Consider the following 26,853-nt stretch of genomic DNA (forward strand, 5'->3'; position numbering starts at 1 on the left):
CTTACAGGCGCTTCACCACCACGCTACCGATGGAGTAGCCTGCTCCGAACGAGCAGATCACTCCCACCTCACCCGCTGCAATGTCAGCGTGGTGGCGGTGGAAAGAGATGATGGAGCCCGCCGACGCCGTGTTGGCGAATTCGTCCAGAATCACCGGCGCATCGTCCACCGTAGCGTCCCGCCCCAAGAGTTTTTTGGCAATCAGCTGGTTCATGCCCAGGTTGGCCTGGTGCAACCAGAAACGTCGCACCTGCTGCGGCGTGAGGTCCAGAGATTTCAGGTGCTGCTCGATGTGCTCGGCCGCCATGGGACACACCTCTTTGAACACTTTGCGGCCCTCCTGGCGGAAGAGCTGATCACGGTCGTCCGGGTCACGGTCCTCCGAGCGCGACATGAAGCCGTTGTTGTTGCGGATGTTGTTGCTGAAAGTGCTTAGCAGCTTGGTGCCAAGCACCTCAAAGCTGCCGGCGGGTGCCAGGTCCAGGCGCTCCACCAGAATGGCCGTGCACACATCGCCGAAGATGAAGTGGCAGTCGCGGTCTATCCAGGCTTGGTGGGCGGATGTGATCTCGGGGTTCACCACCAGCACCGCGCGGGCGCTGCCGCAGCGCACGGCGTTCACCGCTTGCTCCAGCGCAAAGGTGGCGGAAGAGCAGGCCACGTTCATGTCAAAACCGTAGCCCTGCACACCCAATGCCGTCTGAATCTCGATGGCCATGGCCGGGTAGGGGCGCTGCATGTTGGCGCTGGCGCAAATCACACCGTCCACATCGGCTGCGGTTTTGCCGGCAGCGGTGAGTGCGTCCTGGCAGGCCTTGACCGCAATTTCGGCCATCAGCGAAATCTCGGTGTCAGGCCGGGGTGTGAAGTGCGGGCGCATGCGCTCAGGGTCCAGCACACCGGTTTTTTCCATCACATAGCGGCGCTGGATGCCGGAGGCCTTTTCAATGAACTCCACGCTGGAGTCCGTGAGTGCTACCCGGGTGCCCGCAGCAATCTCGTCAGCGTGGCGGGCGTTCTGCAAGGCCGCATAGGCGTTGTACGAGGCCACCAATTCCGCATTGGTAATGACCTCGGGCGGGGTGAAGATTCCGGTGCTGCTGATGGCGACGCGATGCATAAATGTCTTCTCGGGCTGGGTTGGTTTGGGCCAGGCTAACGGGCCGTGCCGGTGGATTATCTGTTCAAGCGGTGGCAGTCGCGGGGGTTACAAGGCCGACAGTTGGCGTCACCTCTTCGCGGTACGCTGCGCCATGGCGCGCGTGCCACGACCCATACAGGAGACCCCTATGACTACATTTCGCGGCTGGGCAGCCCCCGGCAAAAGTGCTGATCTGCAACGGCTGGACTACGACCCCGGCACCATGGGCGCTGAAGAGGTGGAGATCGCGGTGGAGTACTGCGGCATCTGCCACTCCGACCTCGCCATGGTCGACAGCGAGTGGTTTCCGGTGAGCTACCCGGTCGTGCCCGGGCATGAGGTGGTGGGCACCATCGTGGCGGTGGGGCCGCAGGTTAAGGGGCGCAGTGTGGGGCAGCGTGTGGGCCTGGGCTGGCACAGCAACAGTTGCCAGCACTGCCGCTTCTGCCAGGGGGGCGAGCAAAACCTGTGCGCCACGCGTCAGCCCACCATCATCGGCCGCCATGGTGGTTTTGCCGACAAGGTGCGTTCGCACTGGAGCTGGGCCTTGCCCATTCCCGAGGGGCTGGACCCCGCGGCTGCCGGCCCGCTGATGTGCGGTGGTGGTACAGCGTTTTTGCCCTTTGTGATCAACGACATCAAACCCACCGACCGCGTGGGCGTGGTGGGCATAGGCGGGCTGGGTCATCTGGCCGTCAAGTTCGCCAAAGCCTGGGGTTGTGATGTGACCGCGTTCACCTCCAGCCCCTCCAAGCGGGAAGAGGCGCTCGCGCTGGGTGCGCACCGCACGGTGTCAAGTGTGGATGTGAAAGAACTTAAGGCCTTTGCAGGCCAACTGGACTTTTTGCTGGTCACGGTGGGTGCCAGCCTGGAGTGGGATGCACTGCTCGGCACGCTGGCACCCAAAGGGCGCATGCACATGGTGGGCGTAGTCACTGAAGCCATGAAGCTGCGCACCGGCAGCCTGCTGTCCTGGCAGCGCAGCATTTCGGCATCGCCCACGCCATCTCCGGTCACGCTCATGAAGATGATGGACTTTTGTGCCCGCCACGGCATTGCGCCACAGGTGGAACACTTCCCCATGTCCCGCGTCAATGACGCAGTGGCCCATTTGCGCAGTGGTAACGCCCGCTACCGAGTCGTGCTGGATGCGGACTTTGCCTAGCCGCCTGCACAGGTATGCTCTGCCCCCATGCAACGCCCCCGCTTTCTCCCTGATGACTTCACCCTGGTCCTGATCGGCGTAGTCACGCTGGCAAGTCTGTTCCCCGCCCAAGGTGCGGTGGCCCAGGCATTTGAATGGATCACCACCGCCGCCATTGCCCTGCTGTTTTTCATGCATGGCGCCAAGCTCTCCCGCGCCAACGTGGTGGCGGGCCTGAGCCATTGGCGGCTGCATCTACTGGTGCTGGGCTTTACCTTCGGGCTGTTCCCGCTGCTGGGGCTGCTGCTCAAGCCGGTGTTCGCCTGGACGCTGAGCCCCGAGCTGGCGGTGGGCATGCTGTTTTTGTGCACCTTGCCTGCCACGGTGCAGTCGGCCATTGCATTCACTGCCATGGCGCGCGGCAATGTGGCGGCGGCTGTGTGCAGCGCGTCGGCTTCCAGCCTGATTGGTGTGTTTGTCACGCCCCTGCTGGTGAGCTGGTTTGTGGTGCCCGGTGGCTTGTCAGGTGGCAGCGCGCTGGATGCGGTGATCCATATCATGGAGCAACTGCTGCTGCCCTTTGCGCTGGGCCAGTTGTTGCAGCCGCTGGTGGGCGTCTTTGTAAAGCGCCATGCCGCCACGCTCAAGATGGTGGACCAAAGCTCCATCCTGCTGGTGGTGTACACCGCCTTCAGCGCGGCGGTGATCGAGGGCTTGTGGAGCCACGTGCCCTTGCCCATGCTGTTGGCCCTTACTGTGGCGTGCTGCGTGCTGCTGGCGCTGGTGTTGGCCGCCACCACCTGGGGAAGCCGCAAGCTGGGCTTCATCAAAGAAGACGAAATCACCATCGTCTTTTGCGGCTCCAAAAAGAGCCTTGCCAGCGGCGTCCCCATGGCCAAGGTGCTGTTCGCAGCCCCGCAAGTGGGCATGATGCTGCTGCCCCTCATGATCTTCCACCAGATCCAGCTCATGGTCTGCGCGGTATTGGCGCAGCGCTATGAGAAGCGGGTGGATTGACGCAATTTGCTATTGATTTGGTAGCTGCTTGCGCATATCCGGTGAGCGCTAGCGGCGGTTTTGACTATAAATTGCGTGGTCCATTGGTGCTGCGGATGGCTCTCCACGCGACTCCGAGCATGACGGTCAACATGGAGAGTGCCAATGCAGGCCAGATCAACAAGCCGCTCTGTTCCTGGTGAACGACCAGGGTTTGCGCATCGAAATAGCGACCCGTTTCGTCGAAGAGGTTCCGGTACGGCCAATACACCGTGAAATAGATATACCAACAAGCGAGTGAGACGCCCAGACACAACAGGGCTGCTGCAAGGACCAAGGTACTCGCGATGTGCGATGGGCCTTTGGTAGGCAAAACGGTACCCCTGTCCTGATCTTCGGCTAAAGAAGCGAGCGCCTGGCGGCCTAATCTCTCGGCCCTTACGCTTCCCCGCCGAAGTGTTTGGTGAGGTTGTCGATGTACTGCTCCACCATTTTTTCAAACTCGGCTTCGGCAACCGGCGCCGCCACCATCTTCATCAGGCCGGGCAGGGGCAGGGTGAGTTCGCCCTGGATCTCCAGCACGATGTTGGTGGACTTTTTGTTGTCGGTGATCTTCCAGCTGCCGGCCACCAAAGCGTTGCCTTCGCCTTTGACGGGTGTCCAAGTCACAGTGCCTTTGGACTTGTTGGAGGTGTATTTGGAGGCGTACACCGTCTGCAGCGTGATGGAGGCGATACCGATTTTTTCCATTTCCCAGCGATATGTGTTGTCACCCAGATCGACCAATTGGTCGACTTTGGGGAAGTGGCTGGCGGAGGTGGGTACGTCTGACAGCACCGCAAAGACCTCGCTGGCCTTGGCCTTCACATCAAATTCGTAACCCAAGTTGATTTCTACGGTAACGGCCATGGGTCTGTCTCCTCTTTGTGGTTGGTACGTCGGCGCATGTTACTTTGTTTGCTTTGAGTCCGACTGGGGGCTGGTGTCTAGAGAGGCTTCGTCGCGTACCCAGATTGGGGAATTGGAGCATCGGAGCGCACTTACACTGCCGGGGCTGCGCGTTGCAGTTGACACATTCCCCAAGGGAGAAATACATGAAAAAGTTTATTCTCATTGCATTCATTTCCGCCAGTCTGGTGGGTTGCGCATCCGTCAAGATGGGCGACGCCGGCAAGGATGCAGCGGTCAAGTCCTTCGCTGTTCCCGCTGACAAGGCGGCCCTATATATCTATCGCAATGAGTCGATGGGCGGAGCAGTCAAGATGGATGTGGAAGTTGATGGCAAGGCCATTGGTCAGACTGCCGCCAAGACCTATTTGTACAAGGAAGTGGCCCCTGGCAAGCACGTGATCGCGTCCAAGGCCGAAAACACCGACACCTTGGAAATTGATGCCAAGCCGGGAGTGGCTTACTACATCTGGCAAGAAGTCAAAATGGGCTTTATGTACGCGCGCAACAAGTTGCAACTGGTAGATGAAAGCGCTGGCAAGAAAGGCGTGTTGGAAACCAAGTTGGCTGAAACGAAGTAATCAGCAGGCCGATCAGGATTGCCGGTCAGACCTTGGCAAATCTGGTACTTCAAGGCGCCCTGATGCGTTGCAGGGTGAGCTGGATCAGGCGCGCATCGGAGCTCGCCCTGTGCCGCTGGGTGCCTCGCTCGCTGGCGATCTGGGATTTGACGACGTGCCATTGGTCCGCTTCCTCGTCGCTGAGCAGGCTGCGCAGGTTCTCCAGCTTGAAACGAGGGGACGTGCCGGCTGCTTCATACAACACGCCCAGCCAGGTGAAATCGTTGGCCCAGCCATCGGAGTACACGGTTTGTCCGGCCAGCCGGGTGTTGAGCAGGGTGGCCACTTCACGGGCGCGCAGGCCGCGTTCCTCCAGCAGATCACGGGTGATGCGGTGCAGGGCAGCGGCTTGGTCGTCCCAGTGGGTCCAGTCTTGCTCGGGCTGCACCAAGGTGCAGTAAGCGTGCCCGTCCGGCAACACATAGCCCACCTCGATGGGGTAACTGTTGCGGCCCAGGCCGGAGGCCTCGATGTCGAGCACCGTGGGCATGAGTTGGGAGGTGGGGCGTTCCAAGGTGACAGTGGGGGGCATGGTGTTCGCGTTACCGCTGTGTTTTTCATTCTCCAGCAAGCTTTGCGCCAGCCCGTATGGGGTATGCCCTGATGGGTGTACGCCAAACGGGTGACAATCCAGCTTTTCTTGCTTTACAGGACCCGCATGGCCAGCAGCCTTCTCGCCCTTTTAGATGACATCGCCACCATCCTTGACGACGTGGCCGTACTCAGCAAAGTCGCCGCCAAGAAAACAGCCGGTGTGCTGGGGGATGACCTCGCGCTCAATGCGCAACAGGTCACTGGCGTTTCCGCAGAACGCGAGATTCCGGTGGTATGGGCGGTGTGCAAGGGTTCGCTGTTGAACAAAGTGATCCTGGTGCCCGCAGCCTTGGCCATCAGTATCGTGGCGCCCTGGCTGGTGACGCCGCTGCTCATGGTGGGCGGCGCTTTTTTGTGTTTTGAAGGTTTCGAGAAGCTGGCCCACAAGTTTCTGCATCGCGCGGAAGACGATCAGGCCCATGAAGCCGAGCTTCTGCAGGCGCTGCAAAACCCCGCAGTGGATCTGGTGGCGCTGGAGAATGACAAGATCAAGGGGGCCATCCGCACCGACTTCATTCTCTCGGCCGAAATCATCGCCATTACCTTGGGCACGGTGCAAACCAGCGCCTGGACGACGCAGCTTATGGTGCTGGCCGGTGTGGCCTTCATCATGACGGTGGGCGTGTACGGCCTGGTGGCGGGCATCGTAAAGATTGACGACCTGGGCCTCTACCTCACCCGTCGGCCCTCCGCCACGCCCGAAGGCGGCTTCACCCAGGCGCTGGGGCGCGGCTTGCTGCGCGCCGCACCGGTGCTGATGAAGGTGCTGTCGGTGGCCGGTACCGCGGCCATGTTTCTGGTGGGCGGCGGCATTCTGGTGCACGGCTTGCCGTTTTTGCACCACCTGCTGGATGGTCTGCCGCTGGGCTTTGTGTGGGACGGTTTGGTCGGCATCGTGGCCGGCGCCCTGGTGCTGGCAGGTGTAACGCTGGTGCAGCGCCTGCGTCAGGGTTCGAAGGGAAATTAGCCATTGGCGCCCGTGCAATCTGCGCAAGCAGCTCCTAAATCCATAGCAACCGGTCTGGCGCTGGCCATTGCCGGTGCCATTGCCTTCAGTGGCAAAGCCATCATCGTCAAGCTGGCCTACCGCTACCCCGGGGTGGATGCAGTCAGCCTCATCATGCTTCGCATGTTGATGGCATTGCCGTTCTTCCTGGCCATTGTGTGGTGGACCGGGCCGCGCGCACGCCGGCGGGGCCAGGACGTGGTGGCGCTGACGCCCAAAGACAAGCTGGGCATTCTGGGCCTGGGCATTACCGGCTACTACCTGGCCAGCTTTCTGGACTTTGCCGGGCTGGCCTACATCTCGGCCTCGCTGGAGCGGCTGATTCTGTATCTCAACCCCACGCTCGTCGTGTTGCTGGGTATGGCCTTGTATGGCAAAAAGGTGACGCTGCCGCAGGGCGTGGGCATGGCCATCAGTTATGGCGGCGTGCTGCTGGTGTTCGGCCACGAAGTGACCTTGGCCGGCGGCCATGTGGCGCTGGGCGCCGCCCTGGTGCTGGGCAGCGCCATCAGCTATGCGCTGTATTTGAGTTATAGCGGCGAGCTGGTGCAGCGCCTGGGCTCGCTGCGGCTGGTGGGGCTGGCCACCAGTGTGGCCTGCGTGCTGTGCATTGCGCAGTTTGTGCTGCTGCGGCCGCTGGACACTGCGTTTGCCGTGGCGCCAGAGGTGCTGTGGCTCTCCTTGCTCAATGCTACGGCCTGCACGGTGGTGCCGGTGCTGATGGTGATGATGGCGATCGAGCGCATCGGCTCGGGCCTGGCCGCGCAGGTGGGCATGGTGGGCCCCATGTCCACCATCCTTATGGGCGTGTTGCTGCTGGACGAGCCCATGAACCTGTGGGTGGTGGCGGGCACCGTTTTGGTGCTACTGGGTGTGTATGTGGTGAGCAGCCGGCGCTGACGCTGCGCGTACCAACAATAGAGAAGGACTCGACATGGATTTAGGAATCAAAGGCAAATGGGCGCTGGTGTGCGGCGCCAGCAAGGGGCTGGGCCTGGGCTGCGCGCAAGCGCTGGCCGCCGAGGGCGTGAACCTGCTCATCGTGGCACGGGGTGCGGAGGCCTTGGAGCAATCCGCTATGAATTTGAGAGCTGCTTACGCAGACAAGACGGGCGCTGAGGTGCTTTTTTGTGCCCAGGACATCACCACGGTGGCCGGCCGTGAGGCGGTATTTGCCATGCGCGCGGACTTTGACATTGTGGTCACCAACGCGGGCGGCCCGCCGCCCGGCGATTTCCGCGACTGGGACCGCGAGGCCTGGATCAAGGCGGTAGACGCCAACATGCTCACCCCCATCGAGCTCATTAAGGCCACGGTGGACGGCATGGCCGCGCGGGGTTTCGGGCGCATTGTGAACATCACCTCCAGCGCGGTGAAGTCGCCCATCGACATTCTGGGCCTGTCCAATGGCGCGCGTAGCGGACTGACTGGCTTTGTGGCCGGCGTGGCCCGCAGCAGCCTGGCCGCCAAGGGCGTGACCATCAACAACCTGCTGCCCGGCAAGTTCGACACCGACCGCATTGCCGCCACCGTGAAGGCCACTTCGGCCAAAACCGGCCAGAGCGTGGAAGACATCCGCCGCCTGCAGCAGGCGCAGATTCCCGTGGGCCGCTACGGCACGCCGGCCGAGTTCGGCCAGGTCTGCGCTTTCCTGTGCAGCCAGCAAGCCGGCTATATGACGGGCCAAAACGTGTTGGTGGACGGCGGGGCATTCGGCGGCACCTTTTAGTCGTTTGTAACTTGTGGCATCCGACTTGCTTGATGGAGGTCAAGCGGCCTCGCCAGGCCCCGAACACAGGGAGTTGGAACCATGACCGAAGCAGTCAGGCTGGATATCGACACCTTCTTGCCTTACATGCGGGATGTGATCCGGTGTGAAGGCGCCCTGCACGAACTCAACCTGATGTGGCGGCTGATCGAGTCGTCCGCCAAGATGAACTGCCCGGACGAGGCGCAAGCCATCCTCCCCACCATGGCCGCCACCCGCGAGGGCTTTACCCGGCTGGAGCATGAGCTGGTGGCCAGCCTGGTCAGTGAGAAAGTGGGCACGGTGCTTGATGAAATCGGCACCCAGGCGCAGTACGTCATCGACATCGTGGTGCGCAATCTGTACGAGCGCACTGCCGACGTCGGCTTTCTGGCTACCGACAACGAGCTGTGCAACTTTGTGGCCGGCATCACCGACGACCAGGCCGCCGCCCGCGCGCGCTTGCGGGCCTATGCCACCAAATACACCGTGTATGACGAAATCATGTTGCTCGACACCGCGGGCAACGTGCTGGTCCAGATCGACGAGACCACGCCCATGGAGGGCTCCGACGACCCGCTGATCGCGCATACGCTGGCCAGCGACGGCTTTGTGGAGACATTCCGTTTCAGCCAACTTCGCCCCAACAAGCGCCTGGCCCTGATTTACTCCAAGCGCATGCTGCACCCCCAGACGCAGCGGGTAGTGGGCGTGCTGTGCCTGTGCTTTCATTTCGAGCAGGAAATGGCGGGCATCTTCCGCTCGCACCGCGATGCGGCCAAACGCTCCAACATGCTGCTGCTGGATGGCGATAACCGGGTTATCGAGTCCGCAGATCCGACCTGGATTCCGCTGGGCTCGGTGGTGCCGGTGAATCACAGCGCATCGCCACGTTTGTGGGTGTTCATGGGGCGGCAGTATTTGGTACGCACCTTCCGCTCAGGCGGCTATCAGGGCTACCCCGGCCCGCCGGGCTGGCAAGGGCAGGTCATGATTCCGGTGGACATCGCCTTCACCGGGCGCGACACCCAAGCCCTGGCCGCGCTGGATGCGGGCATGCGCAGCGGTTTGCTGTCGCACGCGCAGGCCCTCTCGGGGCCTTTGTTTGAAATCATGGCTGCGGCCGAGACCATACGCTGCGTGGTGTGGAACGGGCAGGTCATGTCGGCCGGTCAGCAGGGCGACCTGAGCAAGCTCAAGGCCATCCTCGCGCAGATCAGCGAAACCGGTGCGCGTAGCAACGCGCTGTTTGCCAAGTCAATTGGCGATTTGTATGAAACTGTGCTCAACACCAGCCTGCAAAAGGCTGAGTTTGTGGCGCGCTTGCTGGTGGATTTGTTGGATCGCAACTTGTACGAGCGCTCCGACGACTGCCGCTGGTGGGCTCTGACGCCGGAGCTGCGCCAGGCACTGAGTGCGCCGGTGTGGACCGATGCGCTGGCCGAGGAGGTGACCGGCATCCTCCGTTACATCAATTCGCTCTACACCGTTTACACCCGCTTGTTTGTGTACGACGCGGAGGGGCGCATTGTGGCCAGTACCGAGCTCGATGAAACCCATGGTCCCGGCATCGCCGGTGAGCAACTCGATGCGCTCACGCTGTCCCGGGTCAAGGCGCTGCGCACCGAGCAGGACTACTACGTTACGCCTTTCGGCGCGGACCCGTTTTATGGCGGCCAGTCCACCTACACCTACCACGCGGCCGTGCGCGACCCGCTGCGCCCGGACCGGGTGGTGGGGGGTGTGGGTATTGTGTTCAATTCGGCACCGGAATTCACCGCCATGCTGCGCAGCGGTGTGGGCGAGCGCCCAGGCATGCAGGCCTTGTTTGTGGACCGCGCAGGCAAAGTCATTGCCAGCACCGACCCGGCCATGCCGGTAGGCAGCCAACTGGCTCTGCAGGCCGAGGTGCAGCAGCTGCCTTCCGGGCGCAGCCTGTCCAAAGTAGTGGAGCGCGGCGGCAACTACACCATCATGGGCAGCGCCGCATCCCAGGGCTACCGGGAGTTCAAAACCAGCGATGGCTACCGAGATGACGTGATTGCCGTGGTGTACGACGCTCTGGGTGCAGTGCGTGAAGGCCAGAGCCGCAGCGCTGACCTGGAGCTGCCCTTGGTAGGCCTGCAAGGTGGCGAGCGCGCGGAGTACGCCACCTTCTGGGGCGATGGCAAATTGTTTGCCCTCTCTGCAGAGCATGTGCAAGAGGCCGTGTCGGCGGCCAAGCTCACCTCGGTACCGGTAGACGATGGCCGCGGGCGGGTAGGCCTGATGGCCTGGACGCAAAACGGCCGCGAGCAGGCTTCGGTGTGGGTGTTTGACTTGTGCCTGTTGCTGACCGGCCGTCGCGCAGTGGTGCAAAAGAGCAGCCAGATCATTGTGCTGCGCCATCAGGATCGCTTGCTCGGCCTGCTGGTGGATGCCCTGCATGGTGTCACCGAGTTCCGCACCGATCAGATCATTCCGACGCCCTTCGGCGGCAGCGCTGGCCGGCCCGCGCTGGTGAGGGCCTTCATCAAGGCCAATGGCGGCGATGTGCTGGTGCAGGTGGTGGACGTGAAAGCCTGCTTCGAGCGCGTGTACGACTAGGCTGTAGCGACACGGCGCGTGCGGTAGGCCTTGGGCGTGAGCCCGAAATGCTGGCGGAAGCAGCGGATGAAGTAGCTGGCGCTGGCAAATCCGCAGCACCATGCCACCTCTTTGACGGCAGCATCGCCTTCCGTCAACAAGCGGGCAGCGCGGGCCAGGCGCTGCTGCAGGATGACCTGCCACAGGTGATCGCCGGTGTGGCTGCTGTAAAGGTGCGACAGGTAGTCCGCCGTGCAGCCCAACTCCTGGGCCAATGAAGCGACCGTCAGGTCCACCTCGCCCATGCGGTTTTGCACCAAACGGCGCAGCTGGCTCAACAAGGCCGGCTCTTGCGACAGGGTCTTTTGCGGAGCATCCAGCAAGCGGGCCACGCTGCTAAGCGCAGCCGCGAGCAAGGCCCGTTGTTGCAGCGGCCACAACCCGGGTGAATCCTGCGCAGGCGGCCGGGCTGCATCGCGCAGCCAGCCCTCAATGCGCATGGCCTCCAGGTGGCTGCAAGTCTCCAGGTACAAGCTGGCGGGGTGGCCGGGCCGGTCTTCATGGGCCAGGTGGCAGGACATGCGCTGGCTGTCCGCAGAGATCACCATGTTGGAAAAAGCCTGTCCCTCACTTCCGCTCACCCACTCGTCGTGCAGCAGCTTTGGCGGTACCACCAGTACCTCGCCCGGCATGAGAGTGAGCTGCGCGTGCGGGAAGGTAAATGTCGTTTGCCCTTGCAGTTGCAAAAACACCTCCGCGTGCAAATGCATGTGCCCGGCGCCGCGCAGGCTGTCCTCTGGCAAAGGCGGCGGGTTACGCAATGGCAGGGTGCCGGACGCCGCTTCGTGGATAAACCCGGCCAGCGCGCTGCGCATGTGGCTGGCGTGCACGGGCGCATCCGGGTGATCGCAGGCAATGGCGGCAATGCAGGGGCCATCGCCATCGATGCTATCGAGGATTTTTACTACTTTTGACATGGGAGTGGTATCGAATTCCTACCGAGAGTATCAGTCTAATGATTACGCTATGGCGATGGAAAACCTGTTTTCGCGAGCCTCAGTTATCTTGAACTCTGCGCAATTTTCTAAGAATTTCGCTATTTTCGTTTCGGAGGCTGCCCATGCACGCAGCTGAACATCACGGCACGCCCGCGCAAATCCGCCGCGCCATTTGGGCGACGCGGGGGCTGTTTACCGTGCTGGGCGTCTTCAGCGCGGTGTGGGGCGTGCACATTCCTTCCGTCAAGCGTCAGTACGACCTGGGCGAGGCAGCGCTCTCGCTGGTGCTGGTGGCGGCCGCGCTGGGGGCAATTGCAGCATTGTTCTTCGCGGGCCGAGTGATTGGCCGGCTGGGCGCGCGCAATGCTGCGGCGGCTTGTGCGGTGGTAATGGCTGCCATGTTGAGCATGGTGTTGCATTGGCCGGGGCTGCCGTGGGTGTTGGCGTCCATGCTGGTGTTTGGAGCTTCGCTCAGCGTGTACGACGTGGCCATCAATACCGAAGGCTCGGTGCTGGAGACCGCAGGGGGGCGGCCCATCATGGGCAGCTTGCATGGCATGTTCAGCGTGGGGGCCATGGGTGGTGCGGCGCTGGCGTCCGGCCTCTTGCGCGCCGGGGTTCCTGCCACCTGGCAGTTGTCGGTGGTGGCCGTGTTGGTGGCGCTGTGCATTCTGGTGGGCTCGCGCTGGATGCTGCCCACGCCGACGCCCAGCACCCAGCCCAAAGTGCATTTCACCTGGCCGCGTGGCGCCTTGCTCATCATGGGCTTGCTCACCTTTGCAGGCATGAGTGCCGAGGGTGTGATGTTTGACTGGTGCGTGCTCTACCTGCAGCAGGAAGTGCGCATGCCACACGAGCTGGCGGCCTTGGGCTACTCCGCCTGTGCCGGGGCCATGGCAGTGATGCGCTTTGCCGCCGACCGGCTGCGGGCCCGTCACAGCGAGCAGCGGCTGCTGCAGGTGAGCGGCACCATCACTGCGGTGTCCATGGCGGTGGTGCTCATCGTCGGGCAGCCGTGGGTGGCCATCGTGGGCTGCGGGCTGGTGGGTGCGGGGCTGGCCATGATTGTTCCCATCCTCTACGGTGCAGCCAGCCGCGTGCCGGGCACCACGCCGGCGGCGGCGATTGCTGCAGTCTCGTCCATCGGCTATGCCGGTTTTATGGTCGGTCCGCCGCTGATTGGTGTGATCGCGCAGCATGCATCGCTGACCGCTGCCATGGCGGTGGTGGTGGTGGCTGCCACCATCCTCGCCCTCAGCGCCCGATATGTGCCGGAGAAGGCGGCTTGATCAGTGTGGGCGCAGCTTGACCAGTAGTGCCTCAAAGGGGCGCAGGGTCGGACTCTGCAGCCGCTGCGCCAGTTCAGCGTTATCTGTCGGGTAGTTTCCCAGCAGCAGCTCTGCGGTTTCGAACTTCAACGCGCCATCCCACACCACAGTTTGTGGCTCGACGCTGAAGTTGCACAGCACCAGCAGGCGGGCACTGTCGCTCTCTGCAGTCCGCATGTAGGCCACTACATGGGGGTGCTCCGGCAGCAACATCTCCGTGCGGCCGTGCACCAGCAGAGGCTCCTGCTTTCGCAGGGCTATCAGCTGGCGGTAGTGGTGGTACACCGAGTCTGCATCGGCCACTGCTTGGGCTGCATTGATCTCCGGGTAGCGCGGGTTCAGCGCCAGCCACGGGGTACCGGTGGTGAAACCTGCGTTGGGGCTATCGCTCCACTGCATGGGGGTACGCGCGTTGTCCCGGCCCTTGGCCCAAATGGATTGCATCACCTGCTGCGGGTCCTGGCCGCGCTCGTGCACTGCCACGCGGTACATATTGCGGATCTCGATGTCCTGGTAGTCCTCGATGCTTGGGAACTGCACATTCGTCATTCCCAGCTCTTCGCCCTGGTACACATAGGGCGTGCCCTGAAAGCCGTGCAAAAAGGTGGCCAGCATTTTGGCGCTTGGCACCCGGTAAACACCGTCGTCCCCGAAGCGGGATACCGGGCGGGGCTGGTCGTGGTTGCACAAGTACAGGCTGTTCCAGCCATGCTCGGCCAGTGCATCCTGCCAGCGCATCATGCTGGCTTTGAGGTCGGGCAGGTGCAGGCGCTTGAGGGCCCACTTGCCGTTGGGGTGGCCGCTGATGCAATCCAGGTCCATGTGCTCGAATTGGAACAGCATGTTGAGCGCGCCCTCCTGCGCGTGGGTCAGCTCCACGCCCTGGCGGATGGTGGCCAGCGGTGCCTCGCCCACGGTGATGGTGTCGTAGTGGTTCAGCACCTGCTCGCGCATTTCCCGCAGGAATTCACCCAGCTTGGGGCCGTTGCAGCTCAGGGCGAAACCCGGCTGCAAAAAGCCTTCGCGTACCACCGGCGCTTGCGGCAGGCTGCCATCGGCATTCCAGGGTTTGGAGATCATGTTGATCACGTCCATGCGGAAACCGTCCACCCCGCGGTCCAGCCAGAAGCGCATGAGGGCATACACCTCCTGGCGCAGCGCAGGGTTCTCCCAGTTCAGGTCAGGCTGTTTTTTGCTGAACATGTGCATGTAGTACTCGCCGGTAGGCTCGTTCCACTCCCACACGGAACCGGTGAACGCGGCTTCCCAGTTGGTGGGGGGTGATCCGTCCGCCTGCGGCTCGCGCCAGATGTAGTAGTCGTGGTACGGGTTGTCGCGGCTTTTGCGCGCTTCGGTGAACCAGTGGTGCTCGTCCGAGCTGTGGTTGACCACCAGGTCCATCATGAGCTTGATGCCGCGTGCATGCATGGCCGCCAACATGGTGTCGAAGTCGGCCAGCGTACCGAACTCGGCCATGATGTTGAGGTAGTCCGAGATGTCGTAGCCGTTGTCGTCGTTGGGCGAGCTGTAGATGGGCGAGAGCCACACCACATCGACACCGAGCGTTTGCAGATGGTCCAAGCGGGACGTGATGCCCGGCAGGTCGCCTATGCCGTCGCCATTGCTGTCAGCAAACGAGCGGGGGTAGATCTGGTAGACGGAGCTTTGCTTCCACCAGGGGGTACCGGTGCGTGTGAGGGCGTTCATGGATGCTTACTTGCGGGAAGAGAGAACAATGCCGGAGACGATGAGCACAAAGGCCAGCGCGTGGTACAACTTGGGCGCTTCACCCAGGAAGATGGATGACAGGACTGCCGTGAACAAGGGCGTGAGGTTGATGAAGAACCCCGCTACCGCAGGGCCCGCACGAGAGACGCCGGCCCCCCAAGTGCCATAGGCAATGACCGCGGGCCCCAATGCAATAAATGCCAGTGCGGCGGCAAGCCCTAGGCTCCAGTCGATGTGTGCGGGAGTGAGCAGCCATTCACCGCTGGTAAACGCCAGAGACCAGCCTAGCCCGAACACAATCTGCCCCATCAAGAAGGTGGACCAGTCGGAGCGGATGTCTTCGGACTCGGGGGTGGGGTGGGCCAGCAACCAGCTATAGGCAGCCCACCCGATGGACGCCAGCAGCACATACACATCACCGGGCACCAGGCGCAAATGGGTGATGACCTGCCAGTCGCCACGGCCCAGCACCAGCAGCACCCCCCCTATGGACAGCACCGCGCCCAACAATTGCTTGCGCGACACCGGTGCCTTGAACAGCAGGCGGCCGATGAGCAACATCCACACCGGTGTGCTGGCACCCACCAGCGTGACGTTGATGGCGGTGGAGGTGTTCAGCGCCAGATACAGCAGTGCGTTGTATCCACCGATGCTGAACAGGCTGAGCAGGGCAAACCGTTTCCATTGCGGCCACAAACCGCTGTTAGCGCGCAGCACGCGGCTGGCCAGGGGCAGCAAAATCAGGAAAGCAATGGCCCAGCGCAGCAGGTTGAGCGTCATGGGCGAAATCACCGGCGCCACCATACGGCCTACCACTGCATTGCCGGACCACATCAGGGGAGGAATCACCAACAGGAGGGCGGCGGTCGGGGTCAGGCGTTGAGTCATGGCCTGCACTGTAGCAAGGAGTGCAAAGCTGTCGCCGGCCTGCGGTTGTTGCCGATTTCTGGCACCATGTTGTGCGTTCATAACAACCACCATCGATGGAGACAAAACCATGAGTTCAGTGACATCCCGCGCCATTCACATCGCCCAGCATGGCGGCCCCGAACAGCTGCAGTTGGTGCAGGTCATTGTGGGCGAACCCGGCCCCGGTGAGGTGCGCATCCGCCATCATGCGGTGGGGCTGAACTTCATCGACGTGTACCAGCGCTCCGGCCTGTACCCCATGAATCTGCCGGTGCAGTTGGGTATGGAAGCAGCGGGCGTGATTGAGGCAGTGGGCGAGGGCGTGAGTCATCTCAAGGTGGGCGACCGCGCCGCCTACGCCAGCCAGCCGCCGGGCAGTTACTGCGAAGTACGGGTGATGCCCGCCAAGTGCGTGTGCAAGCTGCCTGACGGCATCAGCTTCGAGACCGGTGCCGCCATGATGCTCAAGGGCCTGACCGCTCAGTACCTGCTCAAGCGCACGCTGCCTCAAGGCGGCTTGCAGGCCGGCGACTTTGTGCTCTTCCATGCGGCGGCTGGTGGGGTGGGGCTGATTGCCTGTCAGTGGGCCAAGGCGTTGGGCTTGCGCCTGATTGCGACTGCGGGTTCAGAAGAAAAATGTGCTCTGGCGCTCGCCAATGGTGCGGAGCATGCTATCAATTACAGAGCAGAGGACTTTGCGGCCCGTGTCAAGGAGATCACAGGCGGCAAAGGGGTGAAAGTGGTGTACGACTCGGTGGGCAAAGACACTTGGGACAAGTCGCTGGACTGTCTGGCCCCCTTCGGCTTGATGGCCAGCTTCGGCAATGCCTCCGGCCCCGTGGCCCCGTTCTCGCCCGGCATCCTCGGGACCAAGGGTTCCATCTATGTGACGCGCCAAACCCTGTTTACCCACATTGCCACGCGCGAAAGCACGCAGGCCATGGCGGACGACTTGTTCGACATGGTGCTCAGTGGCAAAGTCAAAATCCACATCGCCCAGCGCTATGCCCTGGAGGATGTGCAACAGGCCCACAAAGACCTGGAAGCCCGCCTGACGACGGGCTGCACTATTCTGACCCTGTAAAGCCAGATAGATAAAAAAAGGGCACACCGTATGGTGTGCCCTTTTTTGTTGGGGTGTTGACCCTTTAGAACAAGAAGCCTGCGGAAAGCACCTGCTCGTTCATCCAGAGTTCCTGATCGGCTGTGCCCTTGTAGACCGGCACACCACGCAGCACACCGTAGGCAATCTTGTTGGTCAGTTCGACGTACATGGATTTGTACACGCGGTAACGCAGGCCGACCTCTACACCTGCGGTCCAGCCGTTGATTTGCCACCAATCGTTCTTTTTGAAGCAGCAGACGTTTTCGTTCTTGGGGCCCACTTCATTGGCGTTGCCGAAGATCACGTTATCGGCATGGGGCAGCAAGATGCCGGCGCCCACACGGCTGATCAGCTGCAAGTCACCCGGCTTTTGCTCCGGGCCCCGCAGGCGGTGCAGCCAGACCGCGTTAATCATGATGTGGTTCAGGCCGTTGTGCAGTGCGTAGTTGAAGTTCTGCGGTGTGATGGCCAAAGTGGAAGGCGCGGCGGCATTGTTGATAGTGCCGTCTACCGCCACGGTCTGGCCGTAGTCCACGTTGTATTTGCTGTGGTCGATGTTGAGTTCGACCGCAAATGTTTTTTCGGGGTTGAGGAATTTGCCGATCCGGATGTTTTCTTGCGGATTGGTGAAGTCCAGGTTGAACAGCGAGCTGATGGTGTCGCCGACGCTGGAAGGGAAGTCGCTGCCTTTGGCTTTGCGAATGGTGAAGTCATTGCCCAGCTCAGGTTGGGAAACCCGGATGTCCGATGGTGCGTACTGCTGTCGGCTGTAGCCCCAGGAGAAGTACCAGTTCTCATCCTTGTTGATGGCTTTGTCGAACTTGGTGGTCACCGCGTTTGCAGCTGGGGTTGCCTCCGGGGCAGGCTGGGCATTCTGGGCTATGACCACACTTTGAGCCCAAGAGGCCGTACAAGGAGCCAGCGCCAACAGGGCGGCCAGGATCAGGGTTTTTCTAGTTGTGGTGCTCATAGGGGACTCGGGTGCGAGAGGTGCGCAACACCGGAAGAGCCGGTCACGCCAGTAGGCACCGATTTTAAGTCATCCCCCTGTCCATCGAGGTTTCTTGACTTTGATCCGCCTCAAACCGGGCGGCTATTTCAGCGCCCCGAGGTTTCCTGTGGCAAGCGCAAACGGTTGGGGGCCAGCTCGCCTGCTGAATCCAGAATCGGGTAAGCGATGGAGCAGATATGCGAGTTGATGCGCTTGAGATCGCTGATCAAATCCAGATGCAGCGAGCTGGTTTCGATGCTCGGCAGCGTGTTGTCGGCCAGACGGGCGATGTGGGTGGCAGCGTACTGGCGCTCCAGATCACGGAACTTGGTTTTTTCTTCCAGAAGACGGCGCGCGTCCCGCACATTGCCGTTCAGGAACACGCTCATGCCCAAGCGCAAGTTGTCCAGCAGACGGGCATGCAGTTCGCAAATCTCGGCCAAACCGGCTTCCGAGAACTGGCGGCCTTTGTTGATTTTTTTGTCCTCAATGTCCTGGATCACCCGCTCAATGATGTCGCCGATTTGCTCCATATTGATCGTGAAGCTGATGATGTCGGTCCAGCGCTTGGCTTCGTTCTCGCCCAGCGCCTCACGGGAAATTTTGGTCAGGTAGTACTTGATGTCGCTGTAGAGCTCGTCCACCGTATCGTCCATTTTGCGCAGTTCCTGCGCCAGATTCACATCGCTTTCCTTCATGACCTTGATGCTGCCTATCAGCATGGCTTCCACCACATCAGCCTGGTGCATGGCTTCGCGCACCGCACACGAAATCGCCAGGCTGGGGGTGGCCAGTGCCGTGGGGTCGAGGTGGCGCTGGCGGCCGGCCACGGTGGTTTTGTCGGGCTTGGGCAGCCAGTGTTCCACCCACCCGGCCACAACCTGGGTGAAGCCGATAAACGCAATGCCCACTCCGATGTTGAACGCGAGGTGAAAGCCCACCACCAAAGTGGCTGCATCACTGATGTAGGGGCCGGCTACACGCATCCACACTCCGGGGAATAGCGACACGGCCAGCACGCCCAGAACCTTAAACACCAGGTTACCCAGCGGTACCTGCCGGGTTTCTATATTGGTGTTCAGCGTGGTCAGAACGGCCAGCAGGCCGCTGCCCAGGTTGGCACCCAGCACGAGCCCGAGGGCCACATCTACCGGTATCACCGCGGTACTGGCCAGTGTTGCAGTCAGCAGCACGATGGCCAGGCTGGAGTACGACACCACGGCCAAGGTGGCGCCTACCAGCAGCTCCAGCAACAGGTCACTGCTCAGGCTGCCTAGCAGTGCTTTGACGGCAGGTGCCTGAGTGAGGACGGCGGTGGATTGGGTGACCAGTTTGAGTGCCAGCAGCATCAAGCCCAGCCCGATCAGTACGCGGCCTACCCGACCGGGTGTGGTGGACTGTTTGGAAATAAACAGCACCACTCCCACAAAAATAAACAGGGGCGAAAGCCAGGACAGGTCGCGGGAGAACACGACGGCCATCAGGCTGGTGCCGATGTCGGCGCCCAGCATTACGGCGAGTGCCGCGGGTAACTTGATCAGGCCCTGCCCTACGAACGAGGAGACGATCAGCGCGGTGGCCGTGCTGGACTGCACCACGGCAGTCACCCCGATGCCGGAGATGGCAGCGGCAAACCGGTTGCTGACGCTGCGGGACAGGATGGTGCGCAGATTGGCACCGAACACCCGAAGTATCCCGGTTCGTACCTGCTGCGTCCCCCACACCAACAACGCTATCGCGGCAAACAGATTCAGCAGGTGGGTCACGCAGGGTCCTTAAAGCAATTCGCAGTGAAACCGGATCAGGTTTTTCTGACCCGCAACAGTTCGTCCAGTATCAGGCACATGGCCCCCACTGAAATGGCACAGTCAGCCACATTGAAGGCCGGAAAGTGCATGCCATTCCAGTGGAAGTCCAGAAAGTCCACCACATAACCGTGGATCAAGCGGTCTATCACGTTGCCGACAGCCCCGCCCAAAATGCAGGCCATGGCAAAGCTGAACAGCTTTTGTCCCGCATGCGAACGCAAGAGCCAGATGATGACCACGGCCGCCACAAAGCCCAATGCCGTGAAAAACCAGCGTTGCCAGCCACCCGCCGAAGCGAGGAACGAGAACGCGGCGCCGGTATTGTGGACCCGCACGATATTGAAGAAGCTGGTGACATAAGTGCTGTCACCCAGATGGTAGTAACCCACGATCAGCGTTTTGGTGAACTGGTCCGCCAGAAGCAAGATAAAGGCCAGGCCCAGCCACTGCAGCATGCCGCCGCTGTTGCCGGAACCCTTGCTGAAGGTCTTGCCGAAGCCTTTGTTGTTGCGGGCCATTACGCGAACTTCCGGGCTTCACCTGCGCCATACAAATTGCTGGTGCAGCGGCCGCACAAGGTGGGGTGTGCGGCATCTGTTCCAACGTCGGCGCGGTAGTGCCAGCAACGCTCGCATTTCACGTTATTGGAGGCTGCGACGCTGATGGATTGTGCGCCACCAGCTACCAAAGTGATAGCGCTGGTGATGAATACAAACTTCAGGTCCTCGCCCAAGCTGCTCAGGATGGCAAACTCTTCTGCAGGCACCGTGAGCGTCACCTCGGCTTGGAGGGATGCGCCCACCTGGCCTGCCGCACGCAGAGTCTCAATGTTTTTGTTGACCGCCTCACGTACCGCACGGATGCGGGCCCACTTGGCCAGCAAAGCTTCGTCCGGCGCGGCAAACGTGGAGTAGCCATCCAGGAAGATGGAGAGCTTGGTCGCTTCGGGCGTTTTGCCTTCAGCACCCAATACCGCCCAGGCTTCTTCAGCGGTGAAGCTGAGGAAGGGCGCCATCCAGCGCAGCATGGCTTGGGTAATCTGCCACAGCGCGGTTTGTGCCGAGCGGCGGGCTTTGGAGTTGGCTGCGGTGGTGTACAGGCGGTCTTTGAGCACGTCCAAATAAAACGCGCCCAAGTCCTCGCTGCAATACACCTGCAGCTTGCTCACCACGGGGTGGAACTCGTACACCTTGTAATGCGCGAGGATGTCAGCCTGCAATTGGGCAGCGCGGGCCAGCGCGTAGCGGTCGATCTCCAGCAACTGTTCCGCAGGCACCGCGTCTTTGGCCGGGTCAAAGTCGGAGACGTTGGCCAGCAAGAACTTGAGCGTATTGCGCACGCGGCGGTAGGTATCCACTACGCGGGCCAGGATCTTGTCGTCGATGTTCAGGTCGCCGGAATAGTCCGTGCTGGCTACCCACAGGCGCACGATCTCGGCGCCCATCTTGGTGGTGATGGTTTGCGGCTCGACGGTGTTGCCCAGCGACTTGCTCATCTTGCGGCCTTGGCCGTCGGTGGCAAAGCCATGGGTCAGCAGGCCGCGATACGGTGCGCGGTCGTAGAGTGCGCAGCCCAGCAGCAGCGAGCTGTGGAACCAGCCGCGGTGCTGGTCGTGGCCTTCGAGGTACAGGTCGGCCTCAGGCCCTTCAGCGTGGAAAGGGGGCACGGCGTAGGCATCCTTGTGGCTGCCGCGCAGCACATGCTGGAAGGTGGAGCCGGAGTCGAACCAGACTTCCAGAATGTCGGTGCTCTTGGTGTAGCTGGGGGCGTCGGCTGTGCCCAGAATGTCCTCTACGGTCACGCGGCTCCAGGCCTCGATACCGCCTTGCTCCACAATGTCCGCCGCCTGGTCCAGGATTTCCATGGTGCGGGGGTGCAATTCGCCACTGTCTTTGTGCAAAAAGAAGGGCACGGGCACGCCCCAGCTGCGCTGGCGGCTGATGCACCAGTCCGGGCGGTTGGCGATCATGTCGCGCAAACGGCTGCGACCGTTTTCGGGGTAGAAGCTGGTCTGTTCAATGGCGTCCAGCGCCAGTTGGCGCAGGGTCTTGGGTGCTTTGTCTTGGGTGAATACGCCCGCACCTTCATCCATGCGGATGAACCACTGGGCAGCGGCACGGTAGATCACCGGCGTCTTGTGGCGCCAGCAGTGCGGGTAGCTGTGGGTGATGCCCACCGTGGCCATCAGCCGGCCGTGTTCGCGCAGAGTGTCGATGACGTTCGCGCAAGCCTTCCAGATGTGCTGGCCGCCGAAGAGGGGCAGCTCGGCGTCGTACACGCCGTTGCCGAGCACGGGGTTCAGGATTTGGTCGTATTTCAGGCCGTTGGCGATGCAGCTGTTGAAGTCATCCACACCGTAGGCGGGCGAGGAGTGCACGATGCCGGTGCCGTCGCCGTCGCTCACGTAGTCGGCCAGGTACAGCGGGGAGAGGCGCTTGTAGCTGTATTCATTACCGCTGTCAGGCAAGTCGTAGAGCGGGTGGCGGAACACCTGGCCGCGCAGGGCTTCGCCCTTGGCAGTCGCCAGCACGGCGCCAGTCAGGCCGAAGCGCTCCAGGCATTTTTCTACCAAGCTGGCGCCCAGCAGCAGCACGCCCTTGGGCGTGTCCACCAGCGCGTATTCCAGCTCGGGGTGGGCGTTGAGTGCCTGGTTTGCGGGGATGGTCCAGGCGGTGGTGGTCCAGATGACGGCGAAGGCTTGCTTGCCCGCAGGCAGGGCGCTCAGGCCGAAGGCTTTTGCCAATCCAGCCGCGTCGTTGGATTCGAAGGCCACGTCCAGCGTGTCGCTCTTCTTGTCTGCGTATTCGATTTCGAACTCGGCCAGGCTGGAGCCGCAATCAAAGCACCAGTACACCGGCTTCAGGCCCCGGTACACAAAGCCACGTTCGATGACGCGCTTGAAGGCGCGGATCTGACCGGCCTCGTTGGCGGGGTTCATGGTTTTGTAGGGGCGCTCCCAGTCACCCAACACGCCCAGGCGCTTGAAATCCTCGCGCTGCTGGTCGATCTGCTCGGTGGCGTAGGCGCGGCTCTTGGCCTGCATGTCGTCGCGGCTCAGGTTGCGGCCGTGCAGCTTTTCGATGGCGTTCTCGATGGGCAGGCCGTGGCAGTCCCAGCCGGGGATGTATTGCGCATCGAACCCTGCGAGCTGCTTGCTCTTGACGATCATGTCCTTGAGCACCTTGTTCAGCGCGTGGCCGATGTGCAGCTTGCCGTTGGCGTAGGGCGGGCCGTCGTGCAACACGAAAAGGGGCTGGCCGGCGCGGGCGTCGCGCAGTTTTTTGTACAAACCCTCTTCGTTCCAGGTCTTGACCCAGGCCGGCTCGCGTTTGGGCAGGTCGCCGCGCATGGGGAAGGCGCTATCGGGCAGGTTCAGGGTGCTACGGTAATCAACGGGTTCTGTCATGGCCAACTCTCGGTTTGGAGGCTTTGTACAAGCAATTCGGGGAGGCGGCTACCGTCGCACGGGCGAAGGCAGCCTGAAGGGGCAGGTGACGCGGGGCAAAGTGCGTCGGGTGGCCGCGAGGGCCGGCCCCGTCAAATTCGGGTGCCGCCGGGAAGGCTGATGTGCGCCGCGAGCCAGGCGCGCGCGTCATCCCGGTCCTTTTGAATGCCCTGCGTCAGGGCGTCCAGACCGTCGTATTTCAATTCGTCGTGCAGTTTGTGCAGCAGTTCCACGCGAATGATTTTACCGTAGGCCCCCTCAGGGCCCAGTTCCGCAGGCCAGTCCAGGCAATGGGTCTCCAGGAGCACGCGGCCGCGGTTCACATCGTTGGGGTCCAGCGAAGGGCGCACACCCAGGTTGGCAACACCTTGCAAGGGTTTGGCGGCCAGACCATGGACCAGCACCACAAAAATGCCGCTGGCGGCAGGCTTCCAGTGCGCAAAACGCAAATTCAGGGTCTTGAAACCGAGGGTGCGGCCCAGTTTGCGCCCGTGCACCACATGGCCACTGATGCAATACGGCCGGCCCAGCAGGCGGGCTGCATCTTGCATGCGCCCCTGGCCCAGGGCGTCGCGCACCGCAGAGCTGGAGACGCGCAGGCCATGGACCTCGTAGGAATTCATGCGTGCTACGTCGAAGCCATGGGCCTCGCCGGTGGCATCCAGCAGGGCGTAGTCGCCAGCGCGGGCCTTGCCGAAGCGGAAATCGTCGCCCACCAGCACGTAGCGGGCGCCCAAGCCGACTTGCAGCACTTGCTGGATGAAGTCTTGCGGACTCTGGTTGGCCAGCCGGGCGTCGAAAGGCAGCACGATAGTCTGGTCCACACCGGCCTTGGCCAGGTCGTCCAGCTTGTCGCGCAGGGTGCCTACGCGGGCGGGGGCCAGCTCGGGTTTTTGGTGCAGTTTGGCGAAATAGTCGCGCGGGTGGGGCTCGAAGGTCAGCACACAGCTGGGCACGCCGCGTTGCTGCGCCTCGCTTTTGAGCAGGGCCAGCATGGCCTGGTGGCCCCGGTGCACACCATCGAAGTTGCCAATTGTCACCGCGCACGCCTCGGACACGCCGGGGTGCTTGAAACCGCGAAAAACCTTCATGGAGTTGTTATCTTTTTGATAGCAGGCCGCGCACATCGCATCAGCGCCTGAAGCCAATTTGTCATGGAAACACGGTATATTGTGACCTAGCAGGGCCCGGACGGCTTGTCCGGTGCGCACTTGCAGACCTTTGCAGACTTGTGTTGGTGGTTGTTTGAACCGTTGATGGAGGCGTTGCGTGAAAGTCTTGAAGTTGTCGGCCCAAGGGCTGCCCCAGTCCTGGATATCGCTGGAACAGGCGGTGATCCATTACGCCGCGGACGAAGTGCGCTGGGAAGCCGGCGCAGAGGTGGCGGTGTTTCACGGCGGCCATAACGCGGTCACCGGGCAGCAGTCTGTCATCCGGGTCAACAGCATCATCGGCACCCGTGGCGTGCCCCGCATCAACCCCTTCAACTTGCGCCCCGGCCTGACCAATGCCAAATTGTTCATCCGCGATCGCAATGTGTGCGCCTACTGCGGCGGGCACTTCCATGAAAACGACCTGACGCGCGAGCACATCATCCCCTTTGCCCAGAACGGTATCGACAACTGGATGAATGTGGTCACCGCATGCCGCCCGTGCAACCACAGCAAGAGCCACCGCACCCCCGAGCAGGCCAACATGCCGCTGCTGTACACGCCCTATGTGCCCAGCTTGTGGGAGGACTTCATCCTGCGCAACCGCCGCATTCTTGCGGACCAGATGGAGTTTTTGATGGCGCATGTGCCGGCGTCGTCCCGTTTGCTGGTTTAGCATGCGGGCATGAGTACCAGCCCTGCCCAAAAGCCCGCTACCCGCACCCCGTCTGACCGCCCGCGCATCGCCCTGATTGCGCACGACCGCAAAAAAGACACCATGGTGGCGCTCGCCCGCGAGTTCGCCCCCTACCTGAAAACTTGCACCCTGATGGCCACCGGCACCACGGGCGGCCGCTTGGTCGATGAGGTGGGCCTTCAGGTGGAGCGCATGCTCAGCGGCCCCTGGGGTGGCGACTTGCAAATCGGCGCGCGCCTTGCGGTGGGCGAGGTAGACGCGGTGATCTTCCTGCGCGACCCCATGACCCCGCAGCCGCACGAACCCGACATCAATGCCTTGGTGCGCGCCTGTGACGTCCATGACGTGCCCTGTGCCACCAACCTGTCCAGCGCGCGCCTGGTGCTTGCGCAGTTGCTCCTGAAAGCATAGCTGCTCGCGCACATCAGACGGGCGCTGGAGGCCGATTTCGCGCTGAATGGGTGCTTACCCCACGGTCACGGGCACAAACAGGCGATCTTCACCGCGTAGCACCAGCAACGCCAGTTTCTTGCGCCCCTGGCCTATTTGGCTCTTGAGTGTGTCGGGTGAGCTGGCCAGCTCGCCGTTGACCGACAGGATCACATCGCCGCTGCGCAGGCCGGCACGCTTGGCAGGGCCATCGGCCACTTCCTCCACCACCAAACCGCCGGCGACTTGCGCTTCGGCGCGTTCCTGACGGCTCAGGGGGCGCACCGCCAGGCCCAGTTGCTTGTCTTGCGGAGCGGCAGATTCAGCGGCGACCTTGCCCGAATCCATCTGGCCCAGTGTGATGCTCAGTTCCTTGGGCTTGCCCTGGCGCCACACACTCACCGTCGCTTTGCTGCCTGGGGCAGTGTCAGACACCAAGGGCGGCAGTTCGCTGGACTGGCTGATGGCGGTGCCGTTGAACTTCAAAATCACATCGCCCGCCTGCAAACCGGCCTTGTCAGCGGCGCTGCCTTTGTCCACCGAGTTCACCAGGGCGCCGGCGGGCTTGTCCAGCCCGAAGGACTCGGCCAGCTCGGGGCTGACTTCCTGAATGGTCACGCCCAAGCGGCCTCGGCTGACCTTGCCGTGCGCGAGCAACTGGCCTTCGACCTTCATGGCTACGTCAATCGGAATGGCGAAGCTCAGGCCTTGGTAGCCGCCACTGCGGCTGTAGATCTGCGAGTTGATGCCGATGACCTCGCCGGCCATATTGAACAGCGGACCACCGGAGTTGCCGGGGTTGATGGCTACATCGGTTTGCAGGAAGGGCACATAGCCCTCGTCGGGCAAGCTGCGCGATTTGGCGGACACGATGCCGGCTGTCACCGTGTTCTCAAATCCGAAGGGCGAGCCGATGGCCACCACCCATTCCCCCACGCGGCTGGTTTTTGGGTCGCCGATTTTGACGGTGGGCAGGTCCTTGGCATCGATTTTGAGCACCGCGACATCCGACAGTTTGTCGATGCCCAGCACCTTGGCCTTGAACTCGCGCTTGTCTTTGAGCTTGACGGTGACCTCGCTGGCATCGGCCACGACATGTGCGTTGGTCAGCACCACGCCATCGGCCTTCACAATGAAGCCGGAACCGGTGCCACGGGTGGGCGCGTCGTCGGCCTCTGCGGGCGGCTGAAAGCGGCGGAAAAATTCATAAAACGGGTCGCGCGGGTCCAGCTGCGGGCCACCACCACGCGCGCTGGTCTTGATCGTGCCCTGCACGCTGATGTTGACCACCGCCGGGCCTTGTTGCTCGGCAATGTCGGCAAAACTGGCAGGCAGGGCGCCACGGGCATCGATGGCCCGGCTGAAGGCCGAGGCAGGCGTGTCGGCCGGCGCAGCGGCAGGATTGCGCTGCGATAGCGCATAGCCGCCCAGAAAGCAGCTGGACGCCAGGACGCCGATGAATGTTGCTTTGAGGTAGAGGGAACGATCTTTCGTTTGCATGGT

The 26,853-nt window shown here is 62.1% G+C and carries 24 protein-coding genes; 11 read left to right on the forward strand and 13 right to left on the reverse strand.

The annotated features are described in order from the left end of the window. Position 1: 1 nt before the first annotated feature. Positions 2-1,120, reverse strand: coding sequence for a beta-ketoacyl-ACP synthase III (locus tag RAN89_RS08240; RefSeq protein ID WP_313869106.1), 1,119 nt, complete (start codon positions 1,118-1,120; stop codon positions 2-4). 169 nt (positions 1,121-1,289) lie between these two features. On the opposite strand from RAN89_RS08240, the gene ahr reads away from it, so the two are divergent. Further along, complete coding sequence (gene ahr / locus RAN89_RS08245; protein ID WP_198301855.1) at positions 1,290-2,306, forward strand: NADPH-dependent aldehyde reductase Ahr; 1,017 nt, start codon at positions 1,290-1,292, stop codon at positions 2,304-2,306. Positions 2,307-2,333: 27 nt separating this feature from the next. Next, positions 2,334-3,302 (forward strand): bile acid:sodium symporter family protein, encoded by a 969-nt coding sequence (locus RAN89_RS08250; RefSeq protein ID WP_313869107.1) that lies wholly within the window; start codon positions 2,334-2,336, stop codon positions 3,300-3,302. A 64-nt stretch (positions 3,303-3,366) separates the two neighbouring features. Here the strand turns inward: RAN89_RS08250 and RAN89_RS08255 are convergent, their stop codons facing one another. Together RAN89_RS08255 and RAN89_RS08260 are read right to left on the reverse strand one after the other, a co-directional pair. Then, positions 3,367-3,654 (reverse strand): hypothetical protein, encoded by a 288-nt coding sequence (locus tag RAN89_RS08255; protein WP_313869108.1) that lies wholly within the window; start codon positions 3,652-3,654, stop codon positions 3,367-3,369. A 65-nt stretch (positions 3,655-3,719) separates the two neighbouring features. After that, entirely contained in the window at positions 3,720-4,190 is a 471-nt protein-coding gene (locus tag RAN89_RS08260; RefSeq protein ID WP_313869109.1) for an SRPBCC family protein, read from the reverse strand. A gap of 185 nt (positions 4,191-4,375) precedes the next feature. Here RAN89_RS08260 and RAN89_RS08265 point away from each other — a divergent pair, with 185 nt between their 5' ends. After that, positions 4,376-4,810, forward strand: a complete 435-nt coding sequence (locus RAN89_RS08265; protein ID WP_313869110.1) for a DUF2846 domain-containing protein — start codon at positions 4,376-4,378, stop codon at positions 4,808-4,810. A gap of 49 nt (positions 4,811-4,859) precedes the next feature. Here RAN89_RS08265 and RAN89_RS08270 read toward each other — a convergent pair whose 3' ends face one another. Further along, positions 4,860-5,381, reverse strand: a complete 522-nt coding sequence (locus RAN89_RS08270) for a 3'-5' exonuclease (protein ID WP_313869111.1) — start codon at positions 5,379-5,381, stop codon at positions 4,860-4,862. Positions 5,382-5,507: 126 nt separating this feature from the next. Here RAN89_RS08270 and RAN89_RS08275 point away from each other — a divergent pair, with 126 nt between their 5' ends. The 4 genes from RAN89_RS08275 (at position 5,508) to RAN89_RS08290 (ending at position 10,782) form a co-directional block, all read left to right on the forward strand. Further along, a complete protein-coding gene (locus RAN89_RS08275; RefSeq protein ID WP_313869112.1) occupies positions 5,508-6,410 on the forward strand; it encodes a DUF808 domain-containing protein in 903 nt (300 codons plus the stop codon). Between the two features lie 3 nt (positions 6,411-6,413). After that, a complete protein-coding gene (locus RAN89_RS08280) occupies positions 6,414-7,349 on the forward strand; it encodes a DMT family transporter (RefSeq protein ID WP_313869113.1) in 936 nt (311 codons plus the stop codon). A 34-nt stretch (positions 7,350-7,383) separates the two neighbouring features. Further along, complete coding sequence (locus RAN89_RS08285) at positions 7,384-8,178, forward strand: SDR family oxidoreductase (RefSeq protein ID WP_138516414.1); 795 nt, start codon at positions 7,384-7,386, stop codon at positions 8,176-8,178. 81 nt (positions 8,179-8,259) lie between these two features. Next, the gene (locus RAN89_RS08290; protein ID WP_313869114.1) at positions 8,260-10,782 is read left to right on the forward strand and encodes a chemotaxis protein CheW; all 2,523 of its coding nucleotides are present in this window, start codon (positions 8,260-8,262) and stop codon (positions 10,780-10,782) included. On the opposite strand, the gene RAN89_RS08295 is transcribed toward RAN89_RS08290, so the two are convergent. Beyond that, positions 10,779-11,738, reverse strand: coding sequence for a helix-turn-helix transcriptional regulator (locus tag RAN89_RS08295; protein ID WP_313869115.1), 960 nt, complete (start codon positions 11,736-11,738; stop codon positions 10,779-10,781). The genes RAN89_RS08290 and RAN89_RS08295 overlap by 4 nt on opposite strands. Before the next feature lie 143 nt (positions 11,739-11,881). On the opposite strand from RAN89_RS08295, the gene RAN89_RS08300 reads away from it, so the two are divergent. Next, positions 11,882-13,048 (forward strand): MFS transporter, encoded by a 1,167-nt coding sequence (locus RAN89_RS08300; protein ID WP_313869116.1) that lies wholly within the window; start codon positions 11,882-11,884, stop codon positions 13,046-13,048. On the opposite strand, the gene RAN89_RS08305 is transcribed toward RAN89_RS08300, so the two are convergent. Together RAN89_RS08305 and RAN89_RS08310 are read right to left on the reverse strand one after the other, a co-directional pair. Then, positions 13,049-14,794, reverse strand: coding sequence for a glycoside hydrolase family 13 protein (locus RAN89_RS08305; RefSeq protein ID WP_313869117.1), 1,746 nt, complete (start codon positions 14,792-14,794; stop codon positions 13,049-13,051). Positions 14,795-14,800: 6 nt separating this feature from the next. Further along, positions 14,801-15,703 (reverse strand): DMT family transporter, encoded by a 903-nt coding sequence (locus RAN89_RS08310; RefSeq protein WP_313869364.1) that lies wholly within the window; start codon positions 15,701-15,703, stop codon positions 14,801-14,803. 109 nt (positions 15,704-15,812) lie between these two features. Between RAN89_RS08310 and RAN89_RS08315 the strand changes: the two genes are divergently transcribed. After that, a complete protein-coding gene (locus RAN89_RS08315; RefSeq protein ID WP_313869118.1) occupies positions 15,813-16,808 on the forward strand; it encodes a quinone oxidoreductase family protein in 996 nt (331 codons plus the stop codon). Between the two features lie 64 nt (positions 16,809-16,872). Here the strand turns inward: RAN89_RS08315 and RAN89_RS08320 are convergent, their stop codons facing one another. The 5 genes from RAN89_RS08320 to RAN89_RS08340 form a co-directional block, all read right to left on the reverse strand. Further along, positions 16,873-17,799, reverse strand: coding sequence for a hypothetical protein (locus RAN89_RS08320; RefSeq protein WP_313869119.1), 927 nt, complete (start codon positions 17,797-17,799; stop codon positions 16,873-16,875). 128 nt (positions 17,800-17,927) lie between these two features. Then, positions 17,928-19,586, reverse strand: coding sequence for a Na/Pi cotransporter family protein (locus RAN89_RS08325; protein ID WP_313869120.1), 1,659 nt, complete (start codon positions 19,584-19,586; stop codon positions 17,928-17,930). 35 nt (positions 19,587-19,621) lie between these two features. Continuing rightward, a complete protein-coding gene (gene lspA, locus RAN89_RS08330; protein WP_428984491.1) occupies positions 19,622-20,146 on the reverse strand; it encodes a signal peptidase II in 525 nt (174 codons plus the stop codon). Further along, positions 20,146-23,034 carry an isoleucine--tRNA ligase gene (ileS, locus tag RAN89_RS08335; RefSeq protein ID WP_313869121.1) on the reverse strand — a complete coding sequence of 963 codons (2,889 nt, stop codon included), beginning with the start codon at positions 23,032-23,034 and terminating at the stop codon, positions 20,146-20,148. The genes lspA and ileS overlap by 1 nt, the downstream gene beginning before the upstream one ends. A gap of 131 nt (positions 23,035-23,165) precedes the next feature. Beyond that, positions 23,166-24,164, reverse strand: coding sequence for a bifunctional riboflavin kinase/FAD synthetase (locus RAN89_RS08340; protein WP_313869122.1), 999 nt, complete (start codon positions 24,162-24,164; stop codon positions 23,166-23,168). A 178-nt stretch (positions 24,165-24,342) separates the two neighbouring features. Here RAN89_RS08340 and RAN89_RS08345 point away from each other — a divergent pair, with 178 nt between their 5' ends. Next, complete coding sequence (locus RAN89_RS08345; RefSeq protein WP_313869123.1) at positions 24,343-24,900, forward strand: HNH endonuclease; 558 nt, start codon at positions 24,343-24,345, stop codon at positions 24,898-24,900. A gap of 9 nt (positions 24,901-24,909) precedes the next feature. Further along, on the forward strand, positions 24,910-25,332 hold the full coding sequence (locus tag RAN89_RS08350; RefSeq protein WP_313869124.1) for a methylglyoxal synthase: 423 nt from the start codon (positions 24,910-24,912) through the stop codon (positions 25,330-25,332). Between the two features lie 54 nt (positions 25,333-25,386). On the opposite strand, the gene RAN89_RS08355 is transcribed toward RAN89_RS08350, so the two are convergent. Further along, complete coding sequence (locus RAN89_RS08355; RefSeq protein ID WP_313869125.1) at positions 25,387-26,850, reverse strand: DegQ family serine endoprotease; 1,464 nt, start codon at positions 26,848-26,850, stop codon at positions 25,387-25,389. Positions 26,851-26,853 lie beyond the last annotated feature (3 nt).

It is taken from the genome of Rhodoferax mekongensis, assembly GCF_032191775.1.
GTDB classification, from domain to species: Bacteria; Pseudomonadota; Gammaproteobacteria; order Burkholderiales; family Burkholderiaceae_C; genus Allorhodoferax; species Allorhodoferax mekongensis.

Excerpts from the sequence above, each read along its gene's own strand:
- RAN89_RS08240 (WP_313869106.1), bottom strand. The coding sequence starts at position 1,120 with ATGCATCGCGTCGCCATCAGCAGCACCGGAATCTTCACCCCGCCCGAG.
- ahr (WP_198301855.1), top strand. The coding sequence starts at position 1,290 with ATGACTACATTTCGCGGCTGGGCAGCCCCCGGCAAAAGTGCTGATCTG.
- RAN89_RS08250 (WP_313869107.1), top strand. The coding sequence starts at position 2,334 with ATGCAACGCCCCCGCTTTCTCCCTGATGACTTCACCCTGGTCCTGATC.
- RAN89_RS08260 (WP_313869109.1), bottom strand. The coding sequence starts at position 4,190 with ATGGCCGTTACCGTAGAAATCAACTTGGGTTACGAATTTGATGTGAAG.
- RAN89_RS08265 (WP_313869110.1), top strand. The coding sequence starts at position 4,376 with ATGAAAAAGTTTATTCTCATTGCATTCATTTCCGCCAGTCTGGTGGGT.
- RAN89_RS08270 (WP_313869111.1), bottom strand. The coding sequence starts at position 5,381 with ATGCCCCCCACTGTCACCTTGGAACGCCCCACCTCCCAACTCATGCCC.
- RAN89_RS08275 (WP_313869112.1), top strand. The coding sequence starts at position 5,508 with ATGGCCAGCAGCCTTCTCGCCCTTTTAGATGACATCGCCACCATCCTT.
- RAN89_RS08285 (WP_138516414.1), top strand. The coding sequence starts at position 7,384 with ATGGATTTAGGAATCAAAGGCAAATGGGCGCTGGTGTGCGGCGCCAGC.
- RAN89_RS08290 (WP_313869114.1), top strand. The coding sequence starts at position 8,260 with ATGACCGAAGCAGTCAGGCTGGATATCGACACCTTCTTGCCTTACATG.
- RAN89_RS08295 (WP_313869115.1), bottom strand. The coding sequence starts at position 11,738 with ATGTCAAAAGTAGTAAAAATCCTCGATAGCATCGATGGCGATGGCCCC.
- RAN89_RS08300 (WP_313869116.1), top strand. The coding sequence starts at position 11,882 with ATGCACGCAGCTGAACATCACGGCACGCCCGCGCAAATCCGCCGCGCC.
- RAN89_RS08305 (WP_313869117.1), bottom strand. The coding sequence starts at position 14,794 with ATGAACGCCCTCACACGCACCGGTACCCCCTGGTGGAAGCAAAGCTCC.
- RAN89_RS08310 (WP_313869364.1), bottom strand. The coding sequence starts at position 15,703 with ATGACTCAACGCCTGACCCCGACCGCCGCCCTCCTGTTGGTGATTCCT.
- RAN89_RS08315 (WP_313869118.1), top strand. The coding sequence starts at position 15,813 with ATGAGTTCAGTGACATCCCGCGCCATTCACATCGCCCAGCATGGCGGC.
- RAN89_RS08320 (WP_313869119.1), bottom strand. The coding sequence starts at position 17,799 with ATGAGCACCACAACTAGAAAAACCCTGATCCTGGCCGCCCTGTTGGCG.
- lspA (WP_428984491.1), bottom strand. The coding sequence starts at position 20,146 with ATGGCCCGCAACAACAAAGGCTTCGGCAAGACCTTCAGCAAGGGTTCC.
- ileS (WP_313869121.1), bottom strand. The coding sequence starts at position 23,034 with ATGACAGAACCCGTTGATTACCGTAGCACCCTGAACCTGCCCGATAGC.
- RAN89_RS08340 (WP_313869122.1), bottom strand. The coding sequence starts at position 24,164 with ATGAAGGTTTTTCGCGGTTTCAAGCACCCCGGCGTGTCCGAGGCGTGC.
- RAN89_RS08350 (WP_313869124.1), top strand. The coding sequence starts at position 24,910 with ATGAGTACCAGCCCTGCCCAAAAGCCCGCTACCCGCACCCCGTCTGAC.
- RAN89_RS08355 (WP_313869125.1), bottom strand. The coding sequence starts at position 26,850 with ATGCAAACGAAAGATCGTTCCCTCTACCTCAAAGCAACATTCATCGGC.